This is a genomic window from Pseudomonas sp. M1 (assembly GCF_022760135.1).
Classification (GTDB): Bacteria; Pseudomonadota; Gammaproteobacteria; order Pseudomonadales; family Pseudomonadaceae; genus Pseudomonas; species Pseudomonas citronellolis.
This window is the reverse complement of record NZ_CP094343.1, coordinates 6378053-6399956: the sequence shown is the minus strand read 5'-3', so window position 1 is coordinate 6399956 and position 21904 is coordinate 6378053. Positions and strand designations below refer to the sequence as shown.

Here is a 21904-nt window from a genome sequence, read left to right as displayed (position 1 = left end):
CGCCGAAGAAGGAGGTTCGATGAACGTCAGCTTCTTCCAGGAACTGCTGCAGAGCATCAGCGAACGTGGCCGCCAGCTGCTGGAATCCCGCGAGCCGGCGCCGATCAGCGCCGCCTCGCTGGTGGAGGCCAGCCGCCGGCTGCTCTCCGGCCACGGCGAGGCTTCCGGCGTGGCCCTGGCGCGCCAGGTGCTGTGCGCCTACCGCGACTGCCCGGCGGAGCAGCAGAAAGCCTTCTTCGACAACCTGCTGGACGACTTCGCGCCGCCCCGCGAAGCCCTGGCCGAAGCCTGCCGGCGCTACCTGGAGAACCCTGGCGCCGAGCAGGTCACCGCGCTGTTCGAGGCCTGCGAGCCACCGCGCCAGGAACTGTTCCGCCGCCTCAACCAGGCGCCTGGCGGCACCGCCGAGCTGATCGCCATGCGCCGCCGGCTGCTGCAGGAGCTCAAGGCGCGGCCGCAACTGGCGGCGGTGGACCACGACCTGCAGCACCTGCTGGCCTCCTGGTTCAACCGTGGTTTCCTGGTGCTGCGGCGCATCGACTGGTCGACGCCGGCGGCGATCCTGGAAAAGATCATCCGCTACGAGGCGGTGCACGCCATCAAGGACTGGGACGACCTGCGCAGCCGCCTGCAACCGGCCGACCGCCGCTGCTTCGCGTTCTTCCACCCGGCCTTGCCGGAGGAGCCGCTGATCTTCGTCGAGGTGGCGCTGACCCGCCAGATGCCCGCCGCCATCGCGGAAATCCTCGAACAATCCGGCGAGGCCGCAGAAGCGCCGGACACCGCGGTGTTCTATTCCATCAGCAACTGCCAGGAGGGCCTGCGCGGCATCTCCTTCGGCAACTTCCTGATCAAGCAGGTGGTGGAGGAACTGGCCCGCGAAGTGCCGGGCCTCAAGCAGTACGTCACCCTTTCGCCGGTGCCGGGCTTGCGCCGCTGGCTCGACAGCCAGGCCGAGCGCCCCGAGGTCGCCGAATGCCTGAAGGCGCTCAAGCCCGACGCGCCGTCACCGCCGCGCCTGGAGCAGCCGCTGCTGGCGCTGGCCGCCGAATACTTCCTGCAGGCCAAGAACGCCCAGGGCCAGCCGCTGGACCCGGTGGCGCGCTTCCACCTGGGCAACGGCGCCCGCCTGGAACGCCTGAACTGGCGCGGCGACCTCTCCGCCGGCGGCCTGCGCCAGGCCGCCGGGCTGATGGTCAACTACCGCTACGAATTGCGTCAGATCGAGAAAAACCACGAAGCCTACGCCAACCAGGGCACGGTGATCGCCGCCAACGAGGTCAAGCGACATCTCCCCCCACCGGCCAAGCCACGCCGCTAGGAACCGTCATGAACCAGAGCCTTTTCGCCGCCGTCGGCGAGCACCTGCCCGAAGACCTGAACAAACCCTTCCTCCGCACCCCGGATGGCGGCGGCTACAGCTACGCCGAGATGCTGCGCAGCAGTGCGCAGTTCGCCCACGCCCTGGTGGAACTCGGCGTGCAGCCGGGCGACCGCGTCGCCGTGCAGGTGGACAAGAGCCCCGAGGCGGTCATGCTCTACCTCGGCACCCTACGCGCCGGCGCGGTCTACCTGCCGCTGAACAGCGGCTACACCAGCGACGAGCTGAGCTACTTCCTCGGCGACGCCGAGCCGTCGCTGTTCGTCTGCACCCCGGCCTTCGAGGAACAGGCCGGGGCGCTGGCGCAGCAATGCGGCGTGGCCCGCGTGGCGAGCCTCGGCCAGCGTTGCGAAGGTAGCCTGATGCCCCATGTGGAAGGCAAGCCGGGGCGCTTCCTGGACATCGAACGCAGCGCCGACGACCTCGCCGCCATCCTCTACACCTCCGGCACCACCGGGCGTTCCAAGGGCGCCATGATCAGCCACGGCAACCTGGTCTCCAACGCCCGCGCGCTGGTCCAGGCGTGGGCCATCACGGCGGACGACTGGCTGCTGCACGCGCTGCCGATCTTCCACATCCACGGCCTGTTCGTGGCCATCAACAGCCTGCTGATGGCCGGCGGCTCGCTGCTGTACGTGGACAAGTTCGACGCCGCCGAAGTGCTGCGCCTGCTGCCCCGGGTGAACCTGCTGATGGGCGTGCCGACCTTCTACACGCGCCTGCTCGATCAACCCGGCCTGACCCGCGAAGCGGTGGCGCACATGCGCCTGTTCGTCTCCGGCTCCGCACCGCTCACCGCCGAGACGCACAAGGCCTTCCGCGAACGCACCGGAGTGGCGATCCTGGAACGCTACGGCATGACCGAGACCGGCATGAACACCTCCAACCCGCTGAATGGCGAACGCATCGCTGGCACCGTCGGCTTCCCGCTGCCGGGCGTGGAACTGCGCATCACCGACCCGGGCGAGAAAGAGGCGAAGCTGCTGCCGCAGGGCGAGCCGGGGATGATCGAAGTACGCGGCGCCAACGTGTTCCGCGGCTACTGGCGCATGCCCGAGAAGACTGCCGAGGAACTGCGCGCGGACGGCTTCTTCATGACCGGCGACATCGGCTTCATCGACGACAAGGGCTACGTGCAGATCGTCGGCCGCAGCAAGGACATGATCATCAGCGGCGGCTACAACGTGTACCCGAAGGAGCTGGAACAACTCATCGACACCCTGCCGGGCGTGGCCGAATCGGCGGTGATAGGCGTGCCGCACCGCGACTTCGGCGAAGGCGTGACGGCGGTGGTGGTGGCCAAGCCCGGCGAGGCGCCGAGCGAAGCGGACATCCTGGCCGGCCTGGACGGTCACCTGGCGCGCTACAAGCAGCCCAAGCGGGTGGTGTTCGTGGACGCGCTGCCGCGCAACGTGATGGGCAAGGTGCAGAAGAACCAGCTGCGCGAGCGCTTCAAGCAGCTGTACGCCTGAACGTAGGGCGGATAACCGTTCGCGGTTATCCGCCGTTGGCCCCGGCGCGATAACGGCTTTTCGTAGGAGCGAGGGGGACGCCTAGTTCTTGCTCGCGAACGGGCGTCTGTCGGTGGCGCTTGGTGCTCATCCCGAAGAGCCCCTCTCCCCAGCCCTCTCCCTGAAGGGAGAGGGGGCTAGTCCGTGCCGAGAGAAGTAATGGTTTCAGCCGGAACCTGCCGGGCTAACCGGCTAACTCCAAAACACCCGCCTCTGCCCAACGGCCCCCTCTCCCTTCAGGGAGAGGGAGCTATCCGTGCCGTCGGTGGTTTTCGTGCTATCCGGCAACACCGACGTGGCCGACGAGCGCCGAAATAACACTTCACACCGAACGGTCCCCTCTCCCTTCAGGGAGAGGGTTAGGGAGAGGGAGCGGACTCTCCCCCAAACACCATCACATCAGGTGCGCACCTGCACCACCACCTTCCCAACAGCCCGCCGCTGCCCCAGGTGATCGATCGCCTCCCCAGCCTTCTCCAACGGATAAGTCTGCGAAACCAACGGCTTCAACTTGCCCTCCGCAAACCACTGGAACAACTGCTGGAAGTTCGCCGCATTGTCCTGCGGCTGGCGCTGGGCGAAGGCGCCCCAGAACACGCCCACCAGCGAGGCGCCCTTGAGCAGCGGCAGGTTGGCCGGCAGCGACGGGATGGTGCCGCTGGCGAAGCCCACCACCAGCAGGCGGCCGTTCCAGGCGATGCTGCGGAAGGCTTCCTCGAACAGCTCGCCGCCTACCGGGTCGTAGATCACGTCCACGCCCTGGCCGCCGGTGATTTCCTTGAGCTTGTCCTTCAGGCTGCCTTCGCTGTAGTTGACCAGCACATCCGCGCCGGCGGCCTTGGCCACTTCCAGCTTGGCGTCGCTGCTGGCCGCGGCTATCACTTTCGCGCCCATGGCCTTGCCGATCTCCACCGCCGCCAGGCCCACGCCGCCGGAGGCGCCGAGCACCAGCAGGGTTTCGCCCGGCTGCAGGTTGCCGCGCTGCTTGAGCGCGTGCATCGAGGTGCCGTAGGTCATGCCGAAGGCGGCCGCGGTGGTGAAGTCCATGCCCGCCGGGATCGGCAGCACGTTGTAGGCGCCCACCGCCACCTGCTCGGCGAAGCTGCCCCAGCCGGTCAGGGCGATGACGCGGTCGCCGGGCTTCACGTGGCTGACCTTCTCGCCCACCGCAGCGACCACGCCGGCGGCCTCGCCGCCCGGGGCGAAGGGGAAGGGCGGCTTGAACTGGTACTTGCCCTCGATGATCAGGGTGTCGGGGAAGTTCACTCCGGCGGCGTGGACGTCCAGCAGCACTTCGTTTTTCTTCGGCTCGGGGCTGGCGACTTCTTCCAGCACCAGGGTTTCGGCGGGGCCGAAGGCTTTGCACAGCAAGGCTTTCATCGGAGGTACTCCTTTCGTGTAATGCCCGGCAGTGTAGGAGTGACGGGGCGGGGGGCAAATCAGTATGGTCCCGGCTTATGCCCGTGCATAACCGCCGGGCTTGGGCCGCGCGCCCGGTATGGCTATGCTTGCCGGCATCGTGCATGGAGAAGTCGCCTTGAAAGCCCTGATCGCCCTGTCGCTGGCCCTGTTCCTCAGCCCCCTGATGGCTTCCGAGGAGGCCAAGCCGGAAGACGCCAACAAACCGCTGTTCGTCGACCTCACCCCGGCCCTGGTGGGCAACTACGGCAGCGGCCCGAAACTGAAGTACTACAAGGCCGACATCGCCCTGAAGGTCACCGGCAAGGAGGCCGAGGAGAAGGTCGAGCACCACGAGCCGCTGATCCGCAACCAGCTGATCATGCTGTTCGCCCAGCAGACCGACGAGAGCCTCGGCAGCGTCGAGGCCAAGGAAAAACTGCGCCAGGAGGCGCTCAAGCAGGTACAGACGGTCCTCAAAGAAGAGGAAGGGAAGCCGCTGGTGGACGATCTGCTGTTCAACAACCTGATCGTGCAGCCCTGACAAGGCACAGGTTTCGCGCGTTTTCGCCCGCTATCCAGGTCTTTTCGGGCGGCTCTGACCTGTATCAAGGCCTTTTCCCCTCCCTTCGCTGAAGATCCCTACAAGATCGCTCTGATGAGCGTTGACCAGGGGGTACGATGAAGGGAAATTCGAAACGCTGGCTGTTCCGTGGCGGCGTGCTCGCGGCCTGCGCCGTGGTCGCCGCGCTGGCCTGGCAGACGCTGAAGCCCAACGGCCTGGGCGAAGGCTTCGCCAGCGGCAACGGGCGCATCGAGGCCACCGAGGTGGACGTAGCCACCAAGCTGCCCGGCCGCGTGGCCGAGATCAAGGTGGACGAGGGCGACTTCGTCAAGACCGGCGAAGTGGTCGCGCGCATGGACACCCAGGTGCTGGAAGCGCAGCTGGCCCAGGCCCAGGCCGAGGTGCGCCGGGCGCAGAATGCCAAGCTCACCGCCGAATCCGTGGTGACCCAGCGCAACAGCGAGAAGAGCACCGCCGAGGCAGTGGTGGCCCAGCGCCAGGCCGAACTCACCGCCGCGCAGAAGCGCTTCACCCGCACCGAACAACTGGTCAGGCGCAACGCCCTGCCGCAACAGCAATTGGACGACGACCGCGCCGTGCTGCAGAGCGCCCAGGCCGCGCTGTCCGCCGCGCGCTCCCAGGTGATCTCGGCCCAGGCCGCCATCGAGGCCGGGCGTTCCCAGGTGATCGAGGCGCAATCGGCCATCGAGGCGGCCACCGCCAGCGTCGCCCGGCTGCAGGCCGACATCGACGACAGCCTGCTGCGCGCGCCCCGCGACGGCCGCGTGCAGTACCGCGTGGCGCAGCCCGGCGAGGTGCTGGCCGCCGGCGGCAAGCTGCTCAACATGGTCGACCTGACCGACGTCTACATGACCTTCTTCCTGCCCTCGGCCCAGGCTGGCCGCGTGGAGCTTGGCCAGGAAGTGCACCTGGTGATAGACGCGGTGCCGCAATACGTGATCCCGGCCAAGGTCTCCTACGTCGCCAGCGTCGCCCAGTTCACGCCCAAGACCGTGGAAACCGCCAACGAGCGCGAGAAGCTGATGTTCCGCGTCAAGGCGCGCCTGGACCCGGCGCTGCTGGAGAAGTACATCACCTACGTGAAGACCGGCGTGCCCGGCATGGCCTACCTGCGCCTGGACCCTGAGGCGCAATGGCCGGACAACCTGCAGATCAAGGTTCCGCAATGAGCGCCCCGCACGCCGCGGTGGCCAGCCTGGCCGGCGTGTCGCTGCGCTACGGGCAGACCCGCGCGGTGGACGACGTGACGCTGGACATCCCGGCCAACCGCATGGTCGGCCTGATCGGCCCGGACGGCGTCGGCAAGTCCAGCCTGCTGGCGCTGATCGCCGGCGCGCGCAAGCTGCAGGACGGCCAGGTGCACGTGCTCGGCGGCGACATGCGCGACGCCCGCCACCGCCGCGCGGTGTGCCCGCGCATCGCCTACATGCCCCAGGGCCTGGGCAAGAACCTCTACCCGACGCTCTCGGTGTTCGAGAACGTCGACTTCTTCGGCCGCCTGTTCGGCCACGACAAGGCCGAGCGCGAGCGGCGCATCGCCGACCTGCTGCACAGCACCGGCCTTGCGCCCTTCGCCGAGCGCCCGGCGGGCAAGCTCTCCGGCGGCATGAAGCAGAAGCTCGGGCTGTGCTGCGCGCTGATCCACGACCCCGACCTGCTGATCCTCGACGAGCCCACCACCGGCGTCGACCCGCTGTCGCGCAACCAGTTCTGGGAGCTGATCGGGCGCATCCGCGCCGGCCGCCAGGGCATGAGCGTGCTGGTGGCCACCGCCTACATGGAGGAGGCCGAGCGCTTCGACACCCTGGTGGCGATGGACGAGGGCAAGGTGCTGGCCACCGGCACCCCCGCCGAGCTGCGCGAGCACACCGGCACGCAAAGCCTGGAGGCGGCCTTCGTCGCGCTGTTGCCCGAGCGCAAACGCGCCGGCCACCATCAACTGGTGATCCCGCCGCGCCAGCACAGCGAGGGCGCGCCGCAGATCGCCATCGAGGCCGAGGGGCTGACCTGCCGCTTCGGCGACTTCGTCGCGGTGGACCACGTCAGCTTCCGCATCGAGCGCGGGGAAATCTTCGGCTTCCTCGGCTCCAACGGCTGCGGCAAGTCCACCACCATGAAGATGCTCACCGGCCTGCTGCCGGCCAGCGAGGGCAGCTGCGCGCTGTTCGGCCAGCCGGTGAACGCCAAGGACATGGCCACGCGCCGCCGCGTGGGCTACATGTCCCAGGCCTTCTCGCTGTACGCCGAGCTGACGGTGCTGCAGAACCTGGAACTGCACGCCAAGCTGTTCCACCTGCCGAGCGAGCAGATAGGCCCGCGGGTGGAGGAAATGCTCGCGCGCTTCGACCTCGGCAAGGTCCGCGACGAGTTGCCCGACAGCCTGCCGCTGGGCATCCGCCAGCGCCTGTCGCTGGCCGTGGCGGTGATCCACAAGCCGGAAATCCTCATCCTCGACGAGCCCACCTCGGGCGTCGACCCGGTGGCCCGCGACGGCTTCTGGCAGCTGATGGTCGAGCTGTCGCGGCGCGACGGGGTAACCATCTTCATCTCCACCCACTTCATGAACGAGGCCCAGCGCTGCGACCGCATCTCGCTGATGCACGCCGGCAAGGTGCTCGACAGCGACACCCCGCAGGGCCTGATCGACAAGCGCGGTCTGCCGACCCTGGAGGCGACCTTCATCGCCTACCTGGAAGAGGCCGCCGGCAGCGCTGCGCCGCCGCCCGAGCCGCAGGCGCCGGCCAGCACCGTCGACGAACAGGCGCCGCACAAGCCGCAGCGCCAGCGTTTCAGCCCGCTGCGCCTGTTCAGCTATGCGCGGCGCGAATCCATGGAACTGCGCCGCGACCCCATCCGCCTGACCCTGGCGCTGCTGGGCACGGCGCTGCTGATGTTCATCATCGGCTACGGCATCAACATGGACGTCGAGGACCTGTCCTACGCCGTGCTCGACCGCGACCAGACCACCACCAGCCAGGCCTACGCGCTGAACATCGCCGGCTCGCGCTACTTCGTCGAGCACCCGGCGATCCGCGACCCCGACGACCTCGACCGGCGCCTGCGCAGCGGCGAGCTGAGCCTGGCGCTGGAAATCCCGCCGCACTTCGGCCGCGACCTCAAGCGCGGCGACGACCCGGCCATCGGCGTGTGGATCGACGGCGCCATGCCCACCCGCGCCAACACCGTGCAGGGCTACGTGCAGGGCCTGCACAGCAGCTACCTGGCCGAGCTGGCCCGGCAGAGCGGCAACGCCGAGGCCAGCGCGGCGGCCAGCACCGAGGTGCGCTACCGCTACAACCCCGACGTGGAGAGCCTCAAGGCCATGGTCCCGGCGGTGATCCCGCTGCTGCTGATCATGATCCCGGCGATGCTCACCGCCCTGGGCGTGGTGCGCGAGAAGGAGCTGGGCTCGATCACCAACCTTTACGTCACCCCGGTGACGCGCCTGGAATTCCTGCTCGGCAAGCAGCTGCCCTACATCGGCATGGGCATGGTCAACTTCGTGCTGATGCTGGCCATGGCGGTGCTGCTGTTCCAGGTGCCGCTCAAGGGCAGCCTGCTGGCGCTGAGCCTAGGCGCGTTGCTGTACGTGATCACCAGCACCGGCCTCGGCCTGCTGCTGTCGACCTTCATGAAGAGCCAGATCGCCGCGGTGTTCGGCACCGCCATCGCCACCATGATCCCGGCCATCCAGTTCGCCGGGCTGATCCACCCGGTGTCTTCGCTGGAGGGCGCAGCGGCGCTGATCGGCAAGCTCTACCCGACCTCGCACTTCCTGATCATCAGCCGCGGCACCTTCTCCAAGGCCCTGGGCCTGAGCGACCTGTGGCTCTACTACCTGCCGCTGCTGGCGGCCATCGGCGTGCTGACGCTGCTCAGCGTGCTCCTGTTGAAGAAGCAGGAGGACTGAGCGATGAAGAAACTGGCGAACATCTTCAACCTGGGCGTCAAGGAGTTCCGCAGCCTCGGCCGCGACTACGCGATGCTGATCCTGATCGCCTGGGCCTTCACCCTGGGCGTCTACAGCTCCGCCACCGGCGTGCCGGAAACCCTGCACCACGCGCCCATCGCGGTGGTCGACGAGGACCAGTCGCAGCTCTCCTCGCGCATCGTCAACGCCTTCCAGGCACCGTACTTCCGCACGCCGGAAATGATCGGCCACGCGCAGATGGACCGCGGCATGGACACCGGCCTGTACACCTTCACCCTGGACATCCCGCCGGACTTCCAGCGCGACGTGCTGGCCGGCCGCCAACCGGCGGTGCAGGTCAACGTCGACGCCACCCAGACCGCCCAGGCCTTCTCCGGCGCCGGCTACATCCAGAACATCGTCGCCACCGAGGTGCGCGAGTTCGTCAGCCGCTACCGCAGCGAGCCGGGCATGCCGGCGGAGCTGGCGGTGCGCATGGAGTTCAACCCCAACCTGACCCAGGCCTGGTTCGGCGCGGTGATGGAGGTGATCAACCAGATCACCATGCTGTCGATCATCCTCACCGGCGCGGCGCTGATCCGCGAGCGCGAGCACGGCACCGTCGAGCACCTGCTGGTGATGCCGCTGACCGCCTTCGAGATCATGCTGGCCAAGGTCTGGTCCATGGGCGTGGTGGTGCTGGCGGCGGCCGCGCTGTCGCTGCAGCTGGTGGTGCGCGGCTGGCTGGACGTGCCGATCAGCGGCTCGCTGGCGCTGTTCCTGCTGGGCGCGGCGCTGCACCTGTTCGCCACCACCTCGATGGGCATCTTCCTCGGCACGGTGGCGCGCTCGATGCCGCAGCTGGGGCTGTTGGTGATCCTCACGCTGATGCCGCTGCAGATCCTCTCCGGCGGCACCACGCCGCGCGAGAGCATGCCGGAGCTGGTGCAGAACATCATGCTGTTCGCCCCGACCACCCACTTCGTCAGCCTGGCCCAGGCCATCCTGTTCCGCGGCGCCGGGCTGGCCATCGTCTGGCCGCAACTGCTGGCGATCATTGGTATCGGCGCGGCGTTTTTCTGCGGGGCGTTGTGGCGGTTCCGCAGGACTATTTCGCAGATGGCTTGATGCTCGTGAACGGGGGGCTGCCGGTTGCTTCGGTGCGAGGTTGAGCTCCGTTCCCTCTCCCTAACCCTCTCCCTGAAGGGAGAGGGGACCGTTGGGCAGAGGCGGGCGTTTTGGAGTTAGCCGACAGCCATGGTGTTTCCGGCAGAAACCATTACTTCTCTTGGCACGGACAAGCCCCCTCTCCCTTCAGGGAGAGGGCTGGGGAGAGGGCGCTCTTGGGATGAACACCAAGCACCCCCGACAGACGCCCGTTCGCGAGCAAGAACTAGGCGTCCCCCTCGCTCCTACGAAGAGCATCCCCACCGAGCCATCATCTCCAATCCACCCGACAACCGGCCTGCGTCCTAGCGTCGCGCCAACCCAAGAATGATCTTCCACTGCTCCTCGCTCACCGGCATCACCGACAAACGGCTGCCGCGCTGCACCAGGGCCAGCTCCTCCAGCCCGGCAGCGGCGCGGATGGTGGCCAGCGGCAGCACTTCCCTGAACGCCTCCACGAAACTCACGTCCCGCGCGCTCCAGGGGTTCTTCTCGGCGCTGGCCTTGGCGTCGTGGTAGGGGCTCTGCGGGTCCAGCGCCGTGGGGTCGGGGTAGGCCTCGCCCTCGATGCGGGCGATACCGGCCACGCCCGGCTGCGGGCAGCTGGAGTGGTAGAAGAAGAACAGGTCGCCGGGCTGCATGCTGCGCACGAAGTTGCGCGCCTGGTAGTTGCGCACGCCGTCCCAGCGCGCCTTGCCCAGGCGCTGCAGGTCATGGATCGACAGTTCGTCGGGTTCGGATTTCATCAGCCAGTGCGGCATGATCCTTGCTCCAGTTTCGCCGTTTTTGTGGGAAGCGACTGACTCCGACGACTGGACCAGGCATGGAATTGCGAGACGCTTTCCATTGTCGGAGAATGCCGCCGTTTTCAGCTTGGCACGCGCCGGACGGACCAAAAACCACCGCCGGCCATCGTTGACAGTTTGCCTGGAAGGGGGAGGCAATCGATGAAGCGTAAGCCCGATCTGTTGTGGGTGCTGGTGATTCTTTTCGGCCTGGGCGTTGTCACCACCGGTTACACCCAGAGCCTGTGGGATCGCCAGGGCGAGGTTCCGGTCCAGGTGACCAAACAGCCCTGATCCACCCCGCCTGGCGCCGCAGGGAACGCGGCGCCTAGGCGAGCGCGCCGTACCAGCCGGCGTCGCTGACGATGCCCTGCAGCGGCACATCCCAGCTGGCCAGGTCCAGCCTGTCCACCTTCTGGCACTCGTGCGCCAGGCCCAAAAGTGTCGGTTTGCGCCAGATTTTGCGCCTGCCCAGGTACGCCAGGGTGCGGTCGTAGAAACCCTTGCCCATCCCCAGGCGCCCACCCCGTTCGTCGAAACCCACCAGCGGCAGCAGCACCAGGTCCAATGCCCAGGGCTCGCGCTGGCGGCCGCGGTCCGGCAGCGGCTCGGCGATGCCGTAGCGGTTTTTCCGCCAGCGCTCGCCGTTGCCGACGCGCTGGAAGGTCATGTGGGTGTGCGGCCAGCGGCTGAGCACCGGCAGGTAGGTGGCCTTGCCGCGTTTCTGCGCGGCCTTGAGCAGCGGGCGCGGGTCGATCTCGCCGTCGGCGGGCAGGTACAGGGCGATGTGGCGGGCGCGGCGGAACAGCGGGTGTTGCGCCATGCGGCGCTGCAGGTCGCGGGCGGCCTGGCGTTGCTGTTGCGCGGTAAGCTTGCGGCGGGCCTGGCGCAGCAGGCGGCGCAGGGCGGCGCGGGAAAGGTCTTGGGCGTGGATCATGGTAGGAGGAAAGCTCCCCGGACATGCCGCTGTCGGGTTAGCCCTTGAACCCGAAAGTTCAAGGTGGCGGTTGCAGTAGGCTTTAAGGCTTTCCGTCGTGCGGACATGCACACCAGCCCAACTGGCAACCTCCGTTGTTGCGATTATCGGCTCAGGGACATCACCGACTGGCCAACACACCAGGGAGCGTGGCCAGTATACCCCAGGGTTTTCTCCGGGGTCAGTCTTCCCGCCCGGGCTGATCGGTGGTAAGGGCGCGGTCCACGCGCTCGAGCAGTTCGCGCACGCGTTCGCGGGTGCTGCTGTGCTCGTTGTCCATGCGCTCCTGCTTGTGCAGCAGGTCGTGGGTGATGTTCAGCGCGGCCATCACGGCGACGCGGTCGGCGCCGATGACCTTCCCGCTCGAGCGGATCTCGCGCATCTTGCTGTCCAGGTAGCGCGCGGCGCTTTCCAGGTTGACGCGCTCCTCGGCGGGGCAGGTGATGCAGTATTCCTTGTCGAGAATCTGCACGTTCAGGGTGTTCGTCTGGCTCATGAGTCCTGCTCCAGGGCTTTCAGGCGCAAAATCATCGCTTCGACCTTGTGGCGCGCCAATTCGTTCTTCTCGATCAGATGAGCGCGCTCTTCGCGCCAACTTTTCTCGTTGGCCCGCAGCAGCCGGTTCTCCGCCTTGAGCTGTTCCAGGCGCTGGAGCAGGAGGTCGAATTTGGCGATCAGCGTTTGCAGGTCGGCGTCTTCCATGGGCTCTCGCTTGGGCAAGGGGATGACCGGAAACTATACAAGGTACGGCACCGCACGGGGTTGCCCGACATGCCGTCGCATGGTCTGAGCGCGCCCGGCGGTGCTAGGATAGCCACTCTCATTCTATGCATAGCGCCTGGTGGCGCCTAGCGTCGATATTCAGGTCCCGCGCATGTCCACAGTAAATTCCGCCTACACCGCTTTCGCCAACCTGCTCGCCGAGGCGACCCTGCCGATCTCCCCGGCGGAACTGCACGGCCACCTGCTCGGGCGCGTCTGCGCCGGCGCCGGCTTCGACCAGGGCGAGTGGCTGCAGGCCGCTTCCGAACTGCTCGGCGGCGAACTCAGCGAACGCCTGCAGGCTGCCCTGGGCGGCCTGCTGGGCATGGTCCAGCAGGACCTGAGCGCCGGCGAAATGGCCGTGGTGCTGATGCTGCCCAACGACGACGCCCCGCTGGCCGAGCGCGCCCAGGCCCTGGGCCAGTGGTGCCAGGGCTTCCTCGCCGGCTTCGGCCTTGCGCTGCGCCAGGCCAGCCTGTCCGACGAGGCCGACGAAGTGCTCCAGGACATCGCCGCCATCGCCCAGGTCCAGGGCCAGTTGGAAGAGTCCGAGGACGGCGAGACGGACTACATGGAAGTCCAGGAATACCTGCGGGTCGCCCCGCTGCTGCTGTTCTCCGAATTCGGCAAGGTGCCGGCGCCGGCCGACAAACCCTCCCTGCACTGAGGTAGCTGCATGATCCATATCGCCAAACCGGAATACGCCCGTCGGCGCAAGGCGCTGATGGCGCAGATGGAGCCCAACAGCATCGCCATCCTGCCCGCGGCGCCGATGTACATCCGCAACCGCGACGTCGAGCACGTCTACCGCCAGGACAGCGACTTCCAGTACCTCACCGGCTTCCCCGAGCCGGAAGCGGTGATGGCGCTGATCCCCGGCCGCGAGCATGGCGAATACGTGCTGTTCTGCCGCGAACGCGACCCCGAGCGTGAGCTGTGGGACGGCCTGCGCGCCGGCCAGGACGGTGCGATCAAGGACTTCGGCGCCGACGATGCCTTCCCCATCGGCGACATCGACGACATCCTCCCCGGCCTGATCGAGGGCCGCGACCGCGTCTACTACGCGCTGGGCGCCAACCCCGAGTTCGACCGCCGGCTGATGGACTGGATCAACGTGATCCGCTCCAAGGCCCGCCAGGGCGCGCAGCCGCCGAACGAGTTCGTCGCCCTCGACCACCTGCTGCACGACCTGCGCCTGTACAAGAGCGCCGGCGAAGTGAAGGTGATGCGCTACGCCGCCGAGGTTTCCTGCGGCGCCCACATCCGCGCCATGCAGGCTTGCCGGCCGGGGTTGTACGAATACCACCTGGAGGCGGAGCTGGAATACGCCTTCCGCCTGGGCGGGGCGAAGATGCCGGCCTACGGCTCGATCGTCGCCACCGGGCGCAACGCCTGCATCCTGCACTACCGGGAGAACGACGCGCAGATCAAGGACGGCGACCTGATCCTGATCGACGCCGGCTGCGAGATCGACTGCTACGCCAGCGACATCACCCGCACCTTCCCGGCCAACGGCGTGTTCAGCCCCGAGCAGAAGGCCGTCTACGAGCTGGTGCTGGAGGCCAACATGGCCGCCTTCGACTACATCGCCCCCGGCCGCCACTGGAACGAAGCCCACGAGGCCACCGTGCACGTCATCACCGCCGGCCTGGTGAAGCTCGGCCTGCTCAAGGGCGACGTCGACGAACTGATCGCCAGCGAAGCCTACAAGGCCTTCTACATGCACCGCGCCGGCCACTGGCTGGGCATGGACGTGCACGACGTCGGCGAGTACCGCGTCGGCGGCGAATGGCGCGTGCTCGAGCCGGGCATGGCGATGACCGTCGAGCCGGGCATCTACATCGCGCCGGACAACACCGACGTGCCGAAGAAATGGCGCGGTATCGGCGTGCGCATCGAGGACGACGTGGTGGTGACCAGGAGCGGCTGCGAAGTGCTGACCAACGGCGTGCCCAAGACCGTCGCCGCCATCGAGGCGCTGATGGCCGAAGCCAAGGCCCGGGCGGCCTGAGATGCAACGCGCGAACCTGGCGATCATCGGCGGCGGCCTGGTCGGCGCCAGCCTGGCGCTGATCCTGCAGGCCGGCGCTCGCGAGCGTGGCTGGCGCATCGTGCTTATCGAGCCGTTCGCCCCCGGCGACGCCTACCAGCCCAGCTATGACGCCCGCTCCTCGGCGCTGTCCTTCGGCAGCCGGCAGATCTACGAACGCCTCGGCCTGTGGCAGCGCATCGCCCAGCGCGGCGAGCCGATCAGCCAGATTCACGTGTCCGACCGCGGGCGCTTCGGCTCCGCACGCCTGACCGCAATGGAGGAGGGTGTGCCGGCGCTGGGCTACGTGGTGGAGAACGCCTGGCTCGGCCAGTGCCTGTGGCAGGCCCTGGACCACGAAGTGGTGAGCTGGCGCTGCCCGGCCGAGGTGCGCCGTATGCAGGCGCTGGACGACGGCTACCGGCTGACCCTGGACGACGACTCTATCCTGGACTGCGACCTCGCCGTGCTCGCCGACGGCGGCCGCTCCGGCCTGCGCGAGCAGCTGGGCATCGGCGTGCGCGAGGCGCCCTACGGGCAGACCGCGCTGATCGCCAACGTCAGCCCCAGCGAGGAACACCGCGGCCAGGCCTTCGAACGCTTCACCGAACAGGGGCCCATGGCCCTGCTGCCGCTGCCGGACAACCGCTGCGCGCTGGTCTGGACGCGCCCGCCGCGCGACGCCGAGCGCCTGCGCGAGCTGCCCGAGCGGCAGTTCCTCGACGAGTTGCAGGCGGCCTTCGGCTACCGCCTGGGCGGCTTCCGCCAGGTCGGCGCGCGCTATTGCTACCCGCTGACCCTCAGCGAGGCCGAGGAACAGGTGCGCCCGCACCTGGTGGTGCTCGGCAACGCCGCGCACAGCCTGCACCCCATCGCCGGGCAGGGCTTCAACCTGTCGCTGCGCGATGCCCAGGCTCTGGCCGACCAGTTGCTCGGCGCCGACGCCGCGCCCGGCGACTTCGCCGTGCTGCAGCGCTACCTGGAAGGCCAGCGCCTGGACCAGCAGATGACCGTCGGCTTCTCCGACCGCGTCACCCGCCTGTTCTCCAACGCCCAGCCGGTGCTGGCCACCGGGCGCAACCTGGGCCTGCTCGGCCTCGACCTGCTGCCGCCGGCCAAGCGCTGGTTCGCCCGCCAGGCCATGGGCCTGGGCGCGCGGCCGGTCTAGGGAGCGGCGATGTCCTCAGGCAAGATGGCCCGCCGCGCCCGCCTGCTGCGCTTCGGCCTCAACCTCTACCCGCCCTACCTCGGCGCCGGCGTGCGGGTGCGCCACATCGCCCCGGATTTTCGCGAGGTGCGGGTGAAGATGGTGCTGTCCTGGTTCAACCGCAACTACGTCGGCACCCAGTTCGGCGGCAGCCTGTACAGCATGACCGACCCCTTCTTCATGCTCATGCTGATGGAGAACCTGGGGCGCGACTACATCGTCTGGGACAAGGCCGCCAACATCGAATTCATCACCCCGGGCAAGGGGCCGGTGTACGCCGAGTTCCGCATCGACCAGCAACTGCTGGACGAAGTCCGGGCGCAGACCGCCGACGGCGGCAAGTACCTGCCCAAGCTGCACGCCGAGGTGCGCGACGGCGAGGGCACGCTGGTCGCGCGGGTGCAGAAGACCCTCTACATCAGGCTCAAGCCGCGCCTGCGCAAGGCCGGCTGACGACATGGAAAAAGGAATGCAGATGCACGCGGATCTGGTGATTGTCGGGGCGGGGATGGTCGGCAGCGCGCTGGCCCTGGCGTTGCAGGGCAGCGGCCTGGAAATCCTCCTGCTCGACGGCTCGCCGCTGAGCGTGAAACCCTTCGACCGCACGGCGCGCTTCGAGCCGCGGGTCAGCGCCCTGTCCGAGGCCAGCCGGCGCATCCTCCAGCGCCTGCACGCCTGGGATGGCATAGTCGCGCGGCGCGCCGAGCCCTATCGCGAGATGCACGTGTGGGACGGCTCCGGCACCGGGCAGGTGCACTTCAGCGCGGCCAGCGTGCACGCCGAGGTGCTCGGCCACATCGTCGAGAACCGCGTGGTGCAGGACGCCCTGCTGGAGCGCCTGCACGACACCACCCTCGGCCTGCTGCCCGGCGCGCGCCTGGAGCAGCTGCGCCACTCCGGCGACGACTGGTTGCTGACCCTGGCCGACGGCCGGCAGATCCGCACGCCGCTGGTGGTCGCCGCCGACGGCGCCAACTCCGCCGTGCGCCGCCTGGCCGGCTGCGCCACCCGCGAGTGGGACTACCTGCACCACGCCATCGTCACCAGCGTGCGCTGCGCAAAACCGCACCAGGCCACCGCCTGGCAGCGCTTCACCGACGATGGCCCGCTGGCCTTCCTGCCGCTGTCCCGCGAGGGCGACAGGCACTGGTGCTCGATCGTCTGGTCGACCACCCCGGAGCAGGCCGAACGCCTGATGGCGCTGGACGACGACGGCTTCCGCGAAGCCCTCGGCCGGGCCTTCGAGCATTGCCTGGGCGGCATCGAGCAGGTCGACCCGCGCCTGTGCATCCCGCTGCGCCAGCGCCACGCCAAGCGCTACGTGGAACCGGGCCTGGCGCTGATCGGCGATGCCGCGCACACCATCCACCCGCTGGCCGGGCAGGGCGTCAACCTGGGCTTCCTCGACGCCGCGGTGCTGGCCGAGGTGCTGATGCACGCCCACGCCCGTGGCGAGCGCATCGCCGACGAGCGCGTGCTGAGCCGCTTCGAACGCCGGCGGATGCCGCACAACCTGGCGATGATGGCGGCGATGGAAGGCTTCCAGCGCCTGTTCCAGGCCGACCCGCTGCCGGTGCGCTGGCTGCGCAACGCCGGCCTGCGCCTGGTCGACCGCCACCACGAGGCCAAGGGCCTGTTCGTCCGCCAGGCCCTGGGCCTGTCCGGCGACCTGCCGACGCTGGCGCGGGTCTGAGGCGCCGCGACTCCGTGTCGCGGCGTGGTGAAACACCCGGTCACAAAGGTCGGCTCCGGGGCTAAATGAGGTTCCTTATCATCTGGAACCTCATTCCGCTACCCAGGAGCCGCCAGCATGTCGGTACGCAAAGGCCTTCTCGCTTCCCTCGCCCTCACCGCACTGGCCGGCACCGCCCAGGCCGCCGACGAGGTGGTGGTCTACTCCTCGCGCATCGACGAGCTGATCAAGCCGGTGTTCGACGCCTACACCAAGAAAACCGGCGTGCAGGTCAAGTTCATCACCGACAAGGAAGCGCCGCTGATGGCGCGGATCAAGGCCGAGGGCGCCAACACCCCGGCCGACCTGCTGCTCACCGTGGACGCCGGCAACCTCTGGCAGGCCGAGAAGATGGGCATCCTGCAGCCGTTCGATTCGCCGACCCTCGACGCCAACATTCCCCCGCAGTACCGCTCCGGCACCGACAGCTGGACCGGCCTGTCGCTGCGCGCGCGGACCATCGCCTACTCCACCCAGCGGGTGAAGCCGGAGGAACTGAGCACCTACGAGGCCCTGGCCGACAAGCAGTGGGAAGGCCGCCTGTGCCTGCGCACGGCGAAGAAGGTCTACAACCAGTCGCTGACCGCCACCCTGATCGAGACCCACGGCGAGCAGAAGACCGAGCAGATCCTCAAGGGCTGGGTGGGCAACCTGGCCACCGACGTGTTCTCCGACGACACCGCGCTGCTCCAGGCCATCGCCGCTGGCCAGTGCGACGTCGGTATCGTCAACACCTACTACTACGGGCGCCTGCACAAGCAGAAGCCGGACCTGCCGGTGAAGCTGTTCTGGCCGAACCAGGGCGACCGCGGCGTGCACGTCAACCTCTCGGGCATCGGCCTGACCAGGCACGCGCCGCACCCCGAGCAGGCCAAGGCCTTGGTGGAGTGGATGACCGGCCCCGACGCCCAGGCGCTGTTCGCCTCGCTGAACCAGGAGTTCCCGGCCAACCCGAAGGTCGCGCCCTCGGAGGAAGTGGCGGCCTGGGGCAACTTCAAGGCCGACAGCATCCCGGTGGAAGTCGCCGGCAAGCGCCAGGCCGAAGCCATCAAGCTGATGGACCGGGCCGGTTGGAATTGACCAGGAGCCGGAAGCCGGAAGCTGGAGGCTGGAGGTCGGCGTGGACCTGGCTTCCAGCTTCCAGCTTCCGGCTTCTAGCTTCCAGCTAATCACTTATGCGCTGGTACCCCATCACCTTCTCCATCGCCGCCCTGGTGGCGTTGCCGCTCGTCGTGCTGGCGCTGAGCTGGGGCGAGATCGACACGGAAATCTGGGCGCACCTGTGGGACACCCAGCTGCCGCGCCTGCTGGGCAACAGCCTGGTGCTGGTGTTCGGCGTCGGCATCGGCGTGACCCTGCTGGGCACCAGCCTGGCCTGGCTCACCGCGCTCTGCGAGTTCCCCGGGCGGCGCTGGCTGGACTGGGCGCTGATGCTGCCCTTCGCCATCCCGGCCTACGTGCTGGCGTTCGTCTTCGTCGGCCTGCTGGACTTCGCCGGGCCCTTGCAGACGCTGCTGCGCGAATGGTTCGGCAGCGGCCTGCGGCTGCCCCGGGTGCGTTCCACCGGCGGGGTGATCCTGGTCCTGGTGCTGGTCTTCTACCCCTACGTCTACCTGCTGGCGCGCGGCGCCTTCCTGGCCCAGGGCCGCGGCCTCACCGAGGCGGCGCGGGTGCTCGGGCTGTCGCCCTGGCAGGCCTTCTGGCGCGTGGCGCTGCCCATGGCGCGGCCGGCCATCGGCGCCGGCCTGGCCCTGGCGATCATGGAGACCCTGGCCGACTTCGGCGCCGTCTCGGTGTTCAACTTCGACACCTTCACCACCGCCATCTACAAGACCTGGTACGGCTTCTACAGCCTGTCCAGCGCCACCCAGCTGGCCAGCCTGCTGCTGCTCGGAGTGTTCCTGGTGGTGCTCGGCGAGCGCCACAGCCGCGGCCGTGTCGTGGCCGGCAGCGAGAAGCCGCGCACCGCGCCGTTGTACCGCCTGCGCGGGTTCAAGGCCTTCGCCGCCAGCGCCTGGTGCGGCCTGGTGTTCGCCTGTGCCTTCGCCATTCCCCTGGCGCAGCTGCTGGCCTGGTGCTGGCAGCGCGGCCGCTTCGACCTCGACGAGCGCTACTGGGGCCTGCTCTGGCACAGCCTTGGTCTGGGCGCCACGGCGGCGGCGCTGTGCGTGGCGGTCGGCCTGCTGCTGGCCTTCGCCCGCCGGCAGACGCCGGCGAGGCCGGTGCGCGCCGCGGTGGGCCTGGCCAACCTCGGCTACGCGGTGCCCGGCTCGGTGCTGGCGGTGGCGATCATGCTGGCCTTCAGCTGGCTCGACAACCACTGGGTGATCCCGCTCTCCAGCGCCTTGGGCGGCGCCGGCAAGCCGTTGCTGCTGGGCAGCCTGGGGGCGCTGCTGCTGGCCTACCTGATCCGCTTCCTGGCGGTGGCCGAGGGGCCGCTGGAAAGCACCCTGATGCGCATCCGCCCGTCCTTCGCCGAGGCTTCGCGCAGCCTCGGCGTGGCCGGGCCGGCGCTGTTCGCCCGCGTCTACCTGCCGCTGCTGGCGCCGGGGCTGATGAGCGCCGCGCTGCTGGTGTTCGTCGACGTATTGAAGGAAATGCCGGCTACCCTGCTGATGCGTCCCTTCGGCTGGGACACCCTGGCGGTGCGCATCTTCGAGATGACCAGCGAGGGCGAATGGGCCCGCGCCGCGCTGCCGGCGCTGAGCCTGGTGCTGGCCGGGCTGCTGCCGGTGGTGCTGCTGATCCGCCGTTCCGCGGCCAGCGCGGCGGGGCGCGACTCGACCGTCGGCCGAGGTGTCCAGGCACCGGCCTAGCGGCTACAATGCGCCGGTTTCGTGCGGGCCGCCCTCGCGCTCCGCATCCGCCATTCCCGGAAGGAGAACACCCATGGGACAGCGCACCCCGCTCTACGACCTGCATGTCGCCCTCGGCGCGAAAATCGTCGATTTCGGCGGTTGGGACATGCCCCTGCACTATGGTTCGCAGGTCGAAGAGCACCACCAGGTCCGCCGTGACTGCGGCGTGTTCGACGTCTCCCACATGACCGTGGTCGACGTCACCGGCCCGCAGTCCAGGGAATACCTGCAACGCCTGCTCGCCAACGACGTCGAGCGCCTGCAGGTGCCCGGCAAGGCGCTGTACAGCGCCATGCTCAACGAGCGCGGCGGGGTGGTCGACGACCTCATCGTCTACCTGGGCGTGTACGGCTACCGCGTGGTGGTCAACGCCGCCACCCGCGAGAAGGACCTGGCCTGGATGCAGGCCCACACCGAGGGCTTCGAGGTCCAGTTGCAGGCGCGCCCGGATCTGGCCATGCTGGCCGTCCAGGGCCCCAACGCGCGGGACAAGACCGCCGATCTGGTGAGCCCCTCCCGCGCCACCCTGATCCGCGAACTCAAGCCGTTCCAGGGCAAGGCCGACGGCGACTGGTTCATCGCCCGCACCGGCTATACCGGCGAGGACGGCCTGGAGATCATGCTGCCCGCCGCCGAGGCGCCGGGCTTCCTCAACGAACTGGTCGGCGCCGGCATTTCCCCCGCCGGCCTGGGCGCGCGCGACACCCTGCGCCTGGAAGCCGGGATGAACCTCTACGGCCAGGACATGGACGAAGAGATTTCGCCCCTGGCCGCCAACATGGGCTGGACCATCGCCTGGGAACCGGCCGGGCGCGATTTCATCGGCCGCCAGGCCCTGGAAGCCCAGCGCGCCGCCGGCGACCAGCCGAAGCTGGTCGGCCTGGTGCTGGAGGAGCGCGGCGTGCTGCGTGCCCACCAGGTGGTGCGGGTGGCCGGCATCGGCGAGGGCGAGATCACCAGTGGCAGCTTCTCCCCGACCCTCGGCAAGTCCATCGCCCTGGCCCGCCTGCCGGCGGCCACCGGCGACCGCGCCGAGGTGGAAATCCGTGGCAAGTGGTACCCGGTGCGCGTCGTTCAGCCGAATTTCGTGCGTCATGGCAAGGCCCTGATCTAAATTGCATAGGCGACCCGTCGTCGCCGCTGCCCCGTCCCCGAGGAAAACAAGATGAGCAACATTCCCGCCGACCTGCGTTACGCCGCCAGCCACGAGTGGGCGCGCCTGGAAGCCGACGGTACCGTCACCGTGGGCATCTCCGACCATGCCCAGGAAGCCCTGGGCGACGTGGTCTTCGTCGAGCTGCCGGAGCTCGGCAAGCAACTCAACGCTGGCCAGGAAGCCGGCGTGGTGGAATCGGTCAAGGCCGCCTCCGACATCTACGCCCCGGTCGGTGGCGAGGTGATCGCCATCAACGAGGTCCTGGCCGACACCCCCGAGGAAGTTAACAACGACCCCTACGGCTCCTGGTTCTTCAAGCTCAAGCCGAGCAACCCGGCCGAGCTGGACAAGCTGCTCGACGCCGCCGGCTACCAGGCCGCCTGCGACGCGGACGCCTGATCGCCGCGCCGAACCCCCAAGGCCCCGCTCAGTCGGGGCCTTGTTCT

At 68.6% G+C, this 21904-nt stretch carries 21 protein-coding genes and 1 other RNA gene; 16 read left to right on the top strand and 6 right to left on the bottom strand.

Annotated features, from left to right (window positions below):
- Positions 1-19: 19 nt before the first annotated feature.
- Both PM1_RS28495 and PM1_RS28490 read left to right on the top strand, forming a co-directional pair.
- On the top strand, positions 20-1321 hold the full coding sequence (locus tag PM1_RS28495) for a malonyl-CoA decarboxylase (protein ID WP_009615079.1): 1302 nt from the start codon (positions 20-22) through the stop codon (positions 1319-1321).
- Positions 1322-1329: 8 nt separating this feature from the next.
- Positions 1330-2853, top strand: a complete 1524-nt coding sequence (locus tag PM1_RS28490; protein ID WP_009615080.1) for a malonate--CoA ligase — start codon at positions 1330-1332, stop codon at positions 2851-2853.
- A 438-nt stretch (positions 2854-3291) separates the two neighbouring features.
- Here the strand turns inward: PM1_RS28490 and PM1_RS28485 are convergent, their stop codons facing one another.
- Entirely contained in the window at positions 3292-4272 is a 981-nt protein-coding gene (locus tag PM1_RS28485) for an NADPH:quinone oxidoreductase family protein (RefSeq protein ID WP_009615082.1), read from the bottom strand.
- 157 nt (positions 4273-4429) lie between these two features.
- On the opposite strand from PM1_RS28485, the gene PM1_RS28480 reads away from it, so the two are divergent.
- The 4 genes from PM1_RS28480 to PM1_RS28465 all read left to right on the top strand — a co-directional run bounded on the left by PM1_RS28480 (position 4430) and on the right by PM1_RS28465 (position 9914).
- Complete coding sequence (locus PM1_RS28480) at positions 4430-4834, top strand: flagellar basal body-associated protein FliL (protein ID WP_009615084.1); 405 nt, start codon at positions 4430-4432, stop codon at positions 4832-4834.
- 137 nt (positions 4835-4971) lie between these two features.
- Positions 4972-6045, top strand: coding sequence for an HlyD family secretion protein (locus PM1_RS28475; RefSeq protein WP_009615086.1), 1074 nt, complete (start codon positions 4972-4974; stop codon positions 6043-6045).
- Positions 6042-8786 (top strand): ribosome-associated ATPase/putative transporter RbbA, encoded by a 2745-nt coding sequence (rbbA, locus tag PM1_RS28470; RefSeq protein WP_009615088.1) that lies wholly within the window; start codon positions 6042-6044, stop codon positions 8784-8786. Before PM1_RS28475 ends, rbbA begins: the two co-directional genes overlap by 4 nt.
- 3 nt (positions 8787-8789) lie before the next feature.
- Positions 8790-9914, top strand: coding sequence for an ABC transporter permease (locus PM1_RS28465; RefSeq protein WP_009615090.1), 1125 nt, complete (start codon positions 8790-8792; stop codon positions 9912-9914).
- A 344-nt stretch (positions 9915-10258) separates the two neighbouring features.
- Here PM1_RS28465 and PM1_RS28460 read toward each other — a convergent pair whose 3' ends face one another.
- Positions 10259-10714 (bottom strand): EVE domain-containing protein, encoded by a 456-nt coding sequence (locus tag PM1_RS28460; protein WP_009615093.1) that lies wholly within the window; start codon positions 10712-10714, stop codon positions 10259-10261.
- 186 nt (positions 10715-10900) lie between these two features.
- Between PM1_RS28460 and PM1_RS31195 the strand changes: the two genes are divergently transcribed.
- On the top strand, positions 10901-11032 hold the full coding sequence (locus tag PM1_RS31195) for a hypothetical protein (RefSeq protein WP_009615095.1): 132 nt from the start codon (positions 10901-10903) through the stop codon (positions 11030-11032).
- A 34-nt stretch (positions 11033-11066) separates the two neighbouring features.
- On the opposite strand, the gene PM1_RS28455 is transcribed toward PM1_RS31195, so the two are convergent.
- From PM1_RS28455 to PM1_RS28440, 4 genes are all read right to left on the bottom strand, one after another.
- Positions 11067-11675, bottom strand: a complete 609-nt coding sequence (locus PM1_RS28455; protein ID WP_009615097.1) for a 5-formyltetrahydrofolate cyclo-ligase — start codon at positions 11673-11675, stop codon at positions 11067-11069.
- A 10-nt stretch (positions 11676-11685) separates the two neighbouring features.
- Positions 11686-11864, bottom strand: a non-coding RNA gene (gene ssrS / locus PM1_RS28450) — 6S RNA.
- Between the two features lie 31 nt (positions 11865-11895).
- Positions 11896-12210, bottom strand: a complete 315-nt coding sequence (locus PM1_RS28445; RefSeq protein ID WP_009615099.1) for a cell division protein ZapA — start codon at positions 12208-12210, stop codon at positions 11896-11898.
- Positions 12207-12416, bottom strand: a complete 210-nt coding sequence (locus tag PM1_RS28440; RefSeq protein WP_009615100.1) for a TIGR02449 family protein — start codon at positions 12414-12416, stop codon at positions 12207-12209. Before PM1_RS28440 ends, PM1_RS28445 begins: the two co-directional genes overlap by 4 nt.
- A 172-nt stretch (positions 12417-12588) precedes the next feature.
- Here PM1_RS28440 and PM1_RS28435 point away from each other — a divergent pair, with 172 nt between their 5' ends.
- The 9 genes from PM1_RS28435 (at position 12589) to gcvH (ending at position 21857) form a co-directional block, all read left to right on the top strand.
- Positions 12589-13143 carry a UPF0149 family protein gene (locus PM1_RS28435; RefSeq protein ID WP_009615102.1) on the top strand — a complete coding sequence of 185 codons (555 nt, stop codon included), beginning with the start codon at positions 12589-12591 and terminating at the stop codon, positions 13141-13143.
- 9 nt (positions 13144-13152) lie between these two features.
- Positions 13153-14487, top strand: coding sequence for a Xaa-Pro aminopeptidase (gene pepP / locus PM1_RS28430; RefSeq protein WP_009615104.1), 1335 nt, complete (start codon positions 13153-13155; stop codon positions 14485-14487).
- Between the two features lies 1 nt (position 14488).
- A complete protein-coding gene (gene ubiH, locus PM1_RS28425; RefSeq protein WP_009615106.1) occupies positions 14489-15673 on the top strand; it encodes a 2-octaprenyl-6-methoxyphenyl hydroxylase in 1185 nt (394 codons plus the stop codon).
- A gap of 9 nt (positions 15674-15682) precedes the next feature.
- Entirely contained in the window at positions 15683-16165 is a 483-nt protein-coding gene (locus PM1_RS28420; protein ID WP_009615108.1) for a DUF4442 domain-containing protein, read from the top strand.
- 22 nt (positions 16166-16187) lie between these two features.
- Entirely contained in the window at positions 16188-17405 is a 1218-nt protein-coding gene (locus PM1_RS28415; RefSeq protein WP_009615110.1) for a 2-octaprenyl-3-methyl-6-methoxy-1,4-benzoquinol hydroxylase, read from the top strand.
- Between the two features lie 117 nt (positions 17406-17522).
- Positions 17523-18524: an extracellular solute-binding protein gene (locus tag PM1_RS28410; RefSeq protein ID WP_009615112.1), complete on the top strand. Its 1002-nt coding sequence runs from the start codon at positions 17523-17525 to the stop codon at positions 18522-18524.
- 95 nt (positions 18525-18619) lie between these two features.
- Complete coding sequence (locus PM1_RS28405; protein ID WP_009615114.1) at positions 18620-20260, top strand: ABC transporter permease; 1641 nt, start codon at positions 18620-18622, stop codon at positions 20258-20260.
- Between the two features lie 73 nt (positions 20261-20333).
- Positions 20334-21416, top strand: coding sequence for a glycine cleavage system aminomethyltransferase GcvT (gene gcvT / locus PM1_RS28400; protein ID WP_009615117.1), 1083 nt, complete (start codon positions 20334-20336; stop codon positions 21414-21416).
- A gap of 51 nt (positions 21417-21467) precedes the next feature.
- Positions 21468-21857 carry a glycine cleavage system protein GcvH gene (gcvH, locus tag PM1_RS28395; RefSeq protein WP_009615120.1) on the top strand — a complete coding sequence of 130 codons (390 nt, stop codon included), beginning with the start codon at positions 21468-21470 and terminating at the stop codon, positions 21855-21857.
- Positions 21858-21904 lie beyond the last annotated feature (47 nt).

Bases quoted from the DNA above. Each gene is read 5' to 3' on its own strand.
- PM1_RS28495 (WP_009615079.1), top strand. From the start codon at position 20: ATGAACGTCAGCTTCTTCCAGGAACTGCTGCAGAGCATCAGCGAACGT.
- PM1_RS28490 (WP_009615080.1), top strand. From the start codon at position 1,330: ATGAACCAGAGCCTTTTCGCCGCCGTCGGCGAGCACCTGCCCGAAGAC.
- PM1_RS28485 (WP_009615082.1), bottom strand. From the start codon at position 4,272: ATGAAAGCCTTGCTGTGCAAAGCCTTCGGCCCCGCCGAAACCCTGGTG.
- PM1_RS28475 (WP_009615086.1), top strand. From the start codon at position 4,972: ATGAAGGGAAATTCGAAACGCTGGCTGTTCCGTGGCGGCGTGCTCGCG.
- rbbA (WP_009615088.1), top strand. From the start codon at position 6,042: ATGAGCGCCCCGCACGCCGCGGTGGCCAGCCTGGCCGGCGTGTCGCTG.
- PM1_RS28465 (WP_009615090.1), top strand. From the start codon at position 8,790: ATGAAGAAACTGGCGAACATCTTCAACCTGGGCGTCAAGGAGTTCCGC.
- PM1_RS28460 (WP_009615093.1), bottom strand. From the start codon at position 10,714: ATGCCGCACTGGCTGATGAAATCCGAACCCGACGAACTGTCGATCCAT.
- PM1_RS31195 (WP_009615095.1), top strand. From the start codon at position 10,901: ATGAAGCGTAAGCCCGATCTGTTGTGGGTGCTGGTGATTCTTTTCGGC.
- PM1_RS28455 (WP_009615097.1), bottom strand. From the start codon at position 11,675: ATGATCCACGCCCAAGACCTTTCCCGCGCCGCCCTGCGCCGCCTGCTG.
- PM1_RS28445 (WP_009615099.1), bottom strand. From the start codon at position 12,210: ATGAGCCAGACGAACACCCTGAACGTGCAGATTCTCGACAAGGAATAC.
- PM1_RS28440 (WP_009615100.1), bottom strand. From the start codon at position 12,416: ATGGAAGACGCCGACCTGCAAACGCTGATCGCCAAATTCGACCTCCTG.
- PM1_RS28435 (WP_009615102.1), top strand. From the start codon at position 12,589: ATGTCCACAGTAAATTCCGCCTACACCGCTTTCGCCAACCTGCTCGCC.
- pepP (WP_009615104.1), top strand. From the start codon at position 13,153: ATGATCCATATCGCCAAACCGGAATACGCCCGTCGGCGCAAGGCGCTG.
- ubiH (WP_009615106.1), top strand. From the start codon at position 14,489: ATGCAACGCGCGAACCTGGCGATCATCGGCGGCGGCCTGGTCGGCGCC.
- PM1_RS28420 (WP_009615108.1), top strand. From the start codon at position 15,683: ATGTCCTCAGGCAAGATGGCCCGCCGCGCCCGCCTGCTGCGCTTCGGC.
- PM1_RS28415 (WP_009615110.1), top strand. From the start codon at position 16,188: ATGCACGCGGATCTGGTGATTGTCGGGGCGGGGATGGTCGGCAGCGCG.
- PM1_RS28410 (WP_009615112.1), top strand. From the start codon at position 17,523: ATGTCGGTACGCAAAGGCCTTCTCGCTTCCCTCGCCCTCACCGCACTG.
- PM1_RS28405 (WP_009615114.1), top strand. From the start codon at position 18,620: ATGCGCTGGTACCCCATCACCTTCTCCATCGCCGCCCTGGTGGCGTTG.
- gcvT (WP_009615117.1), top strand. From the start codon at position 20,334: ATGGGACAGCGCACCCCGCTCTACGACCTGCATGTCGCCCTCGGCGCG.
- gcvH (WP_009615120.1), top strand. From the start codon at position 21,468: ATGAGCAACATTCCCGCCGACCTGCGTTACGCCGCCAGCCACGAGTGG.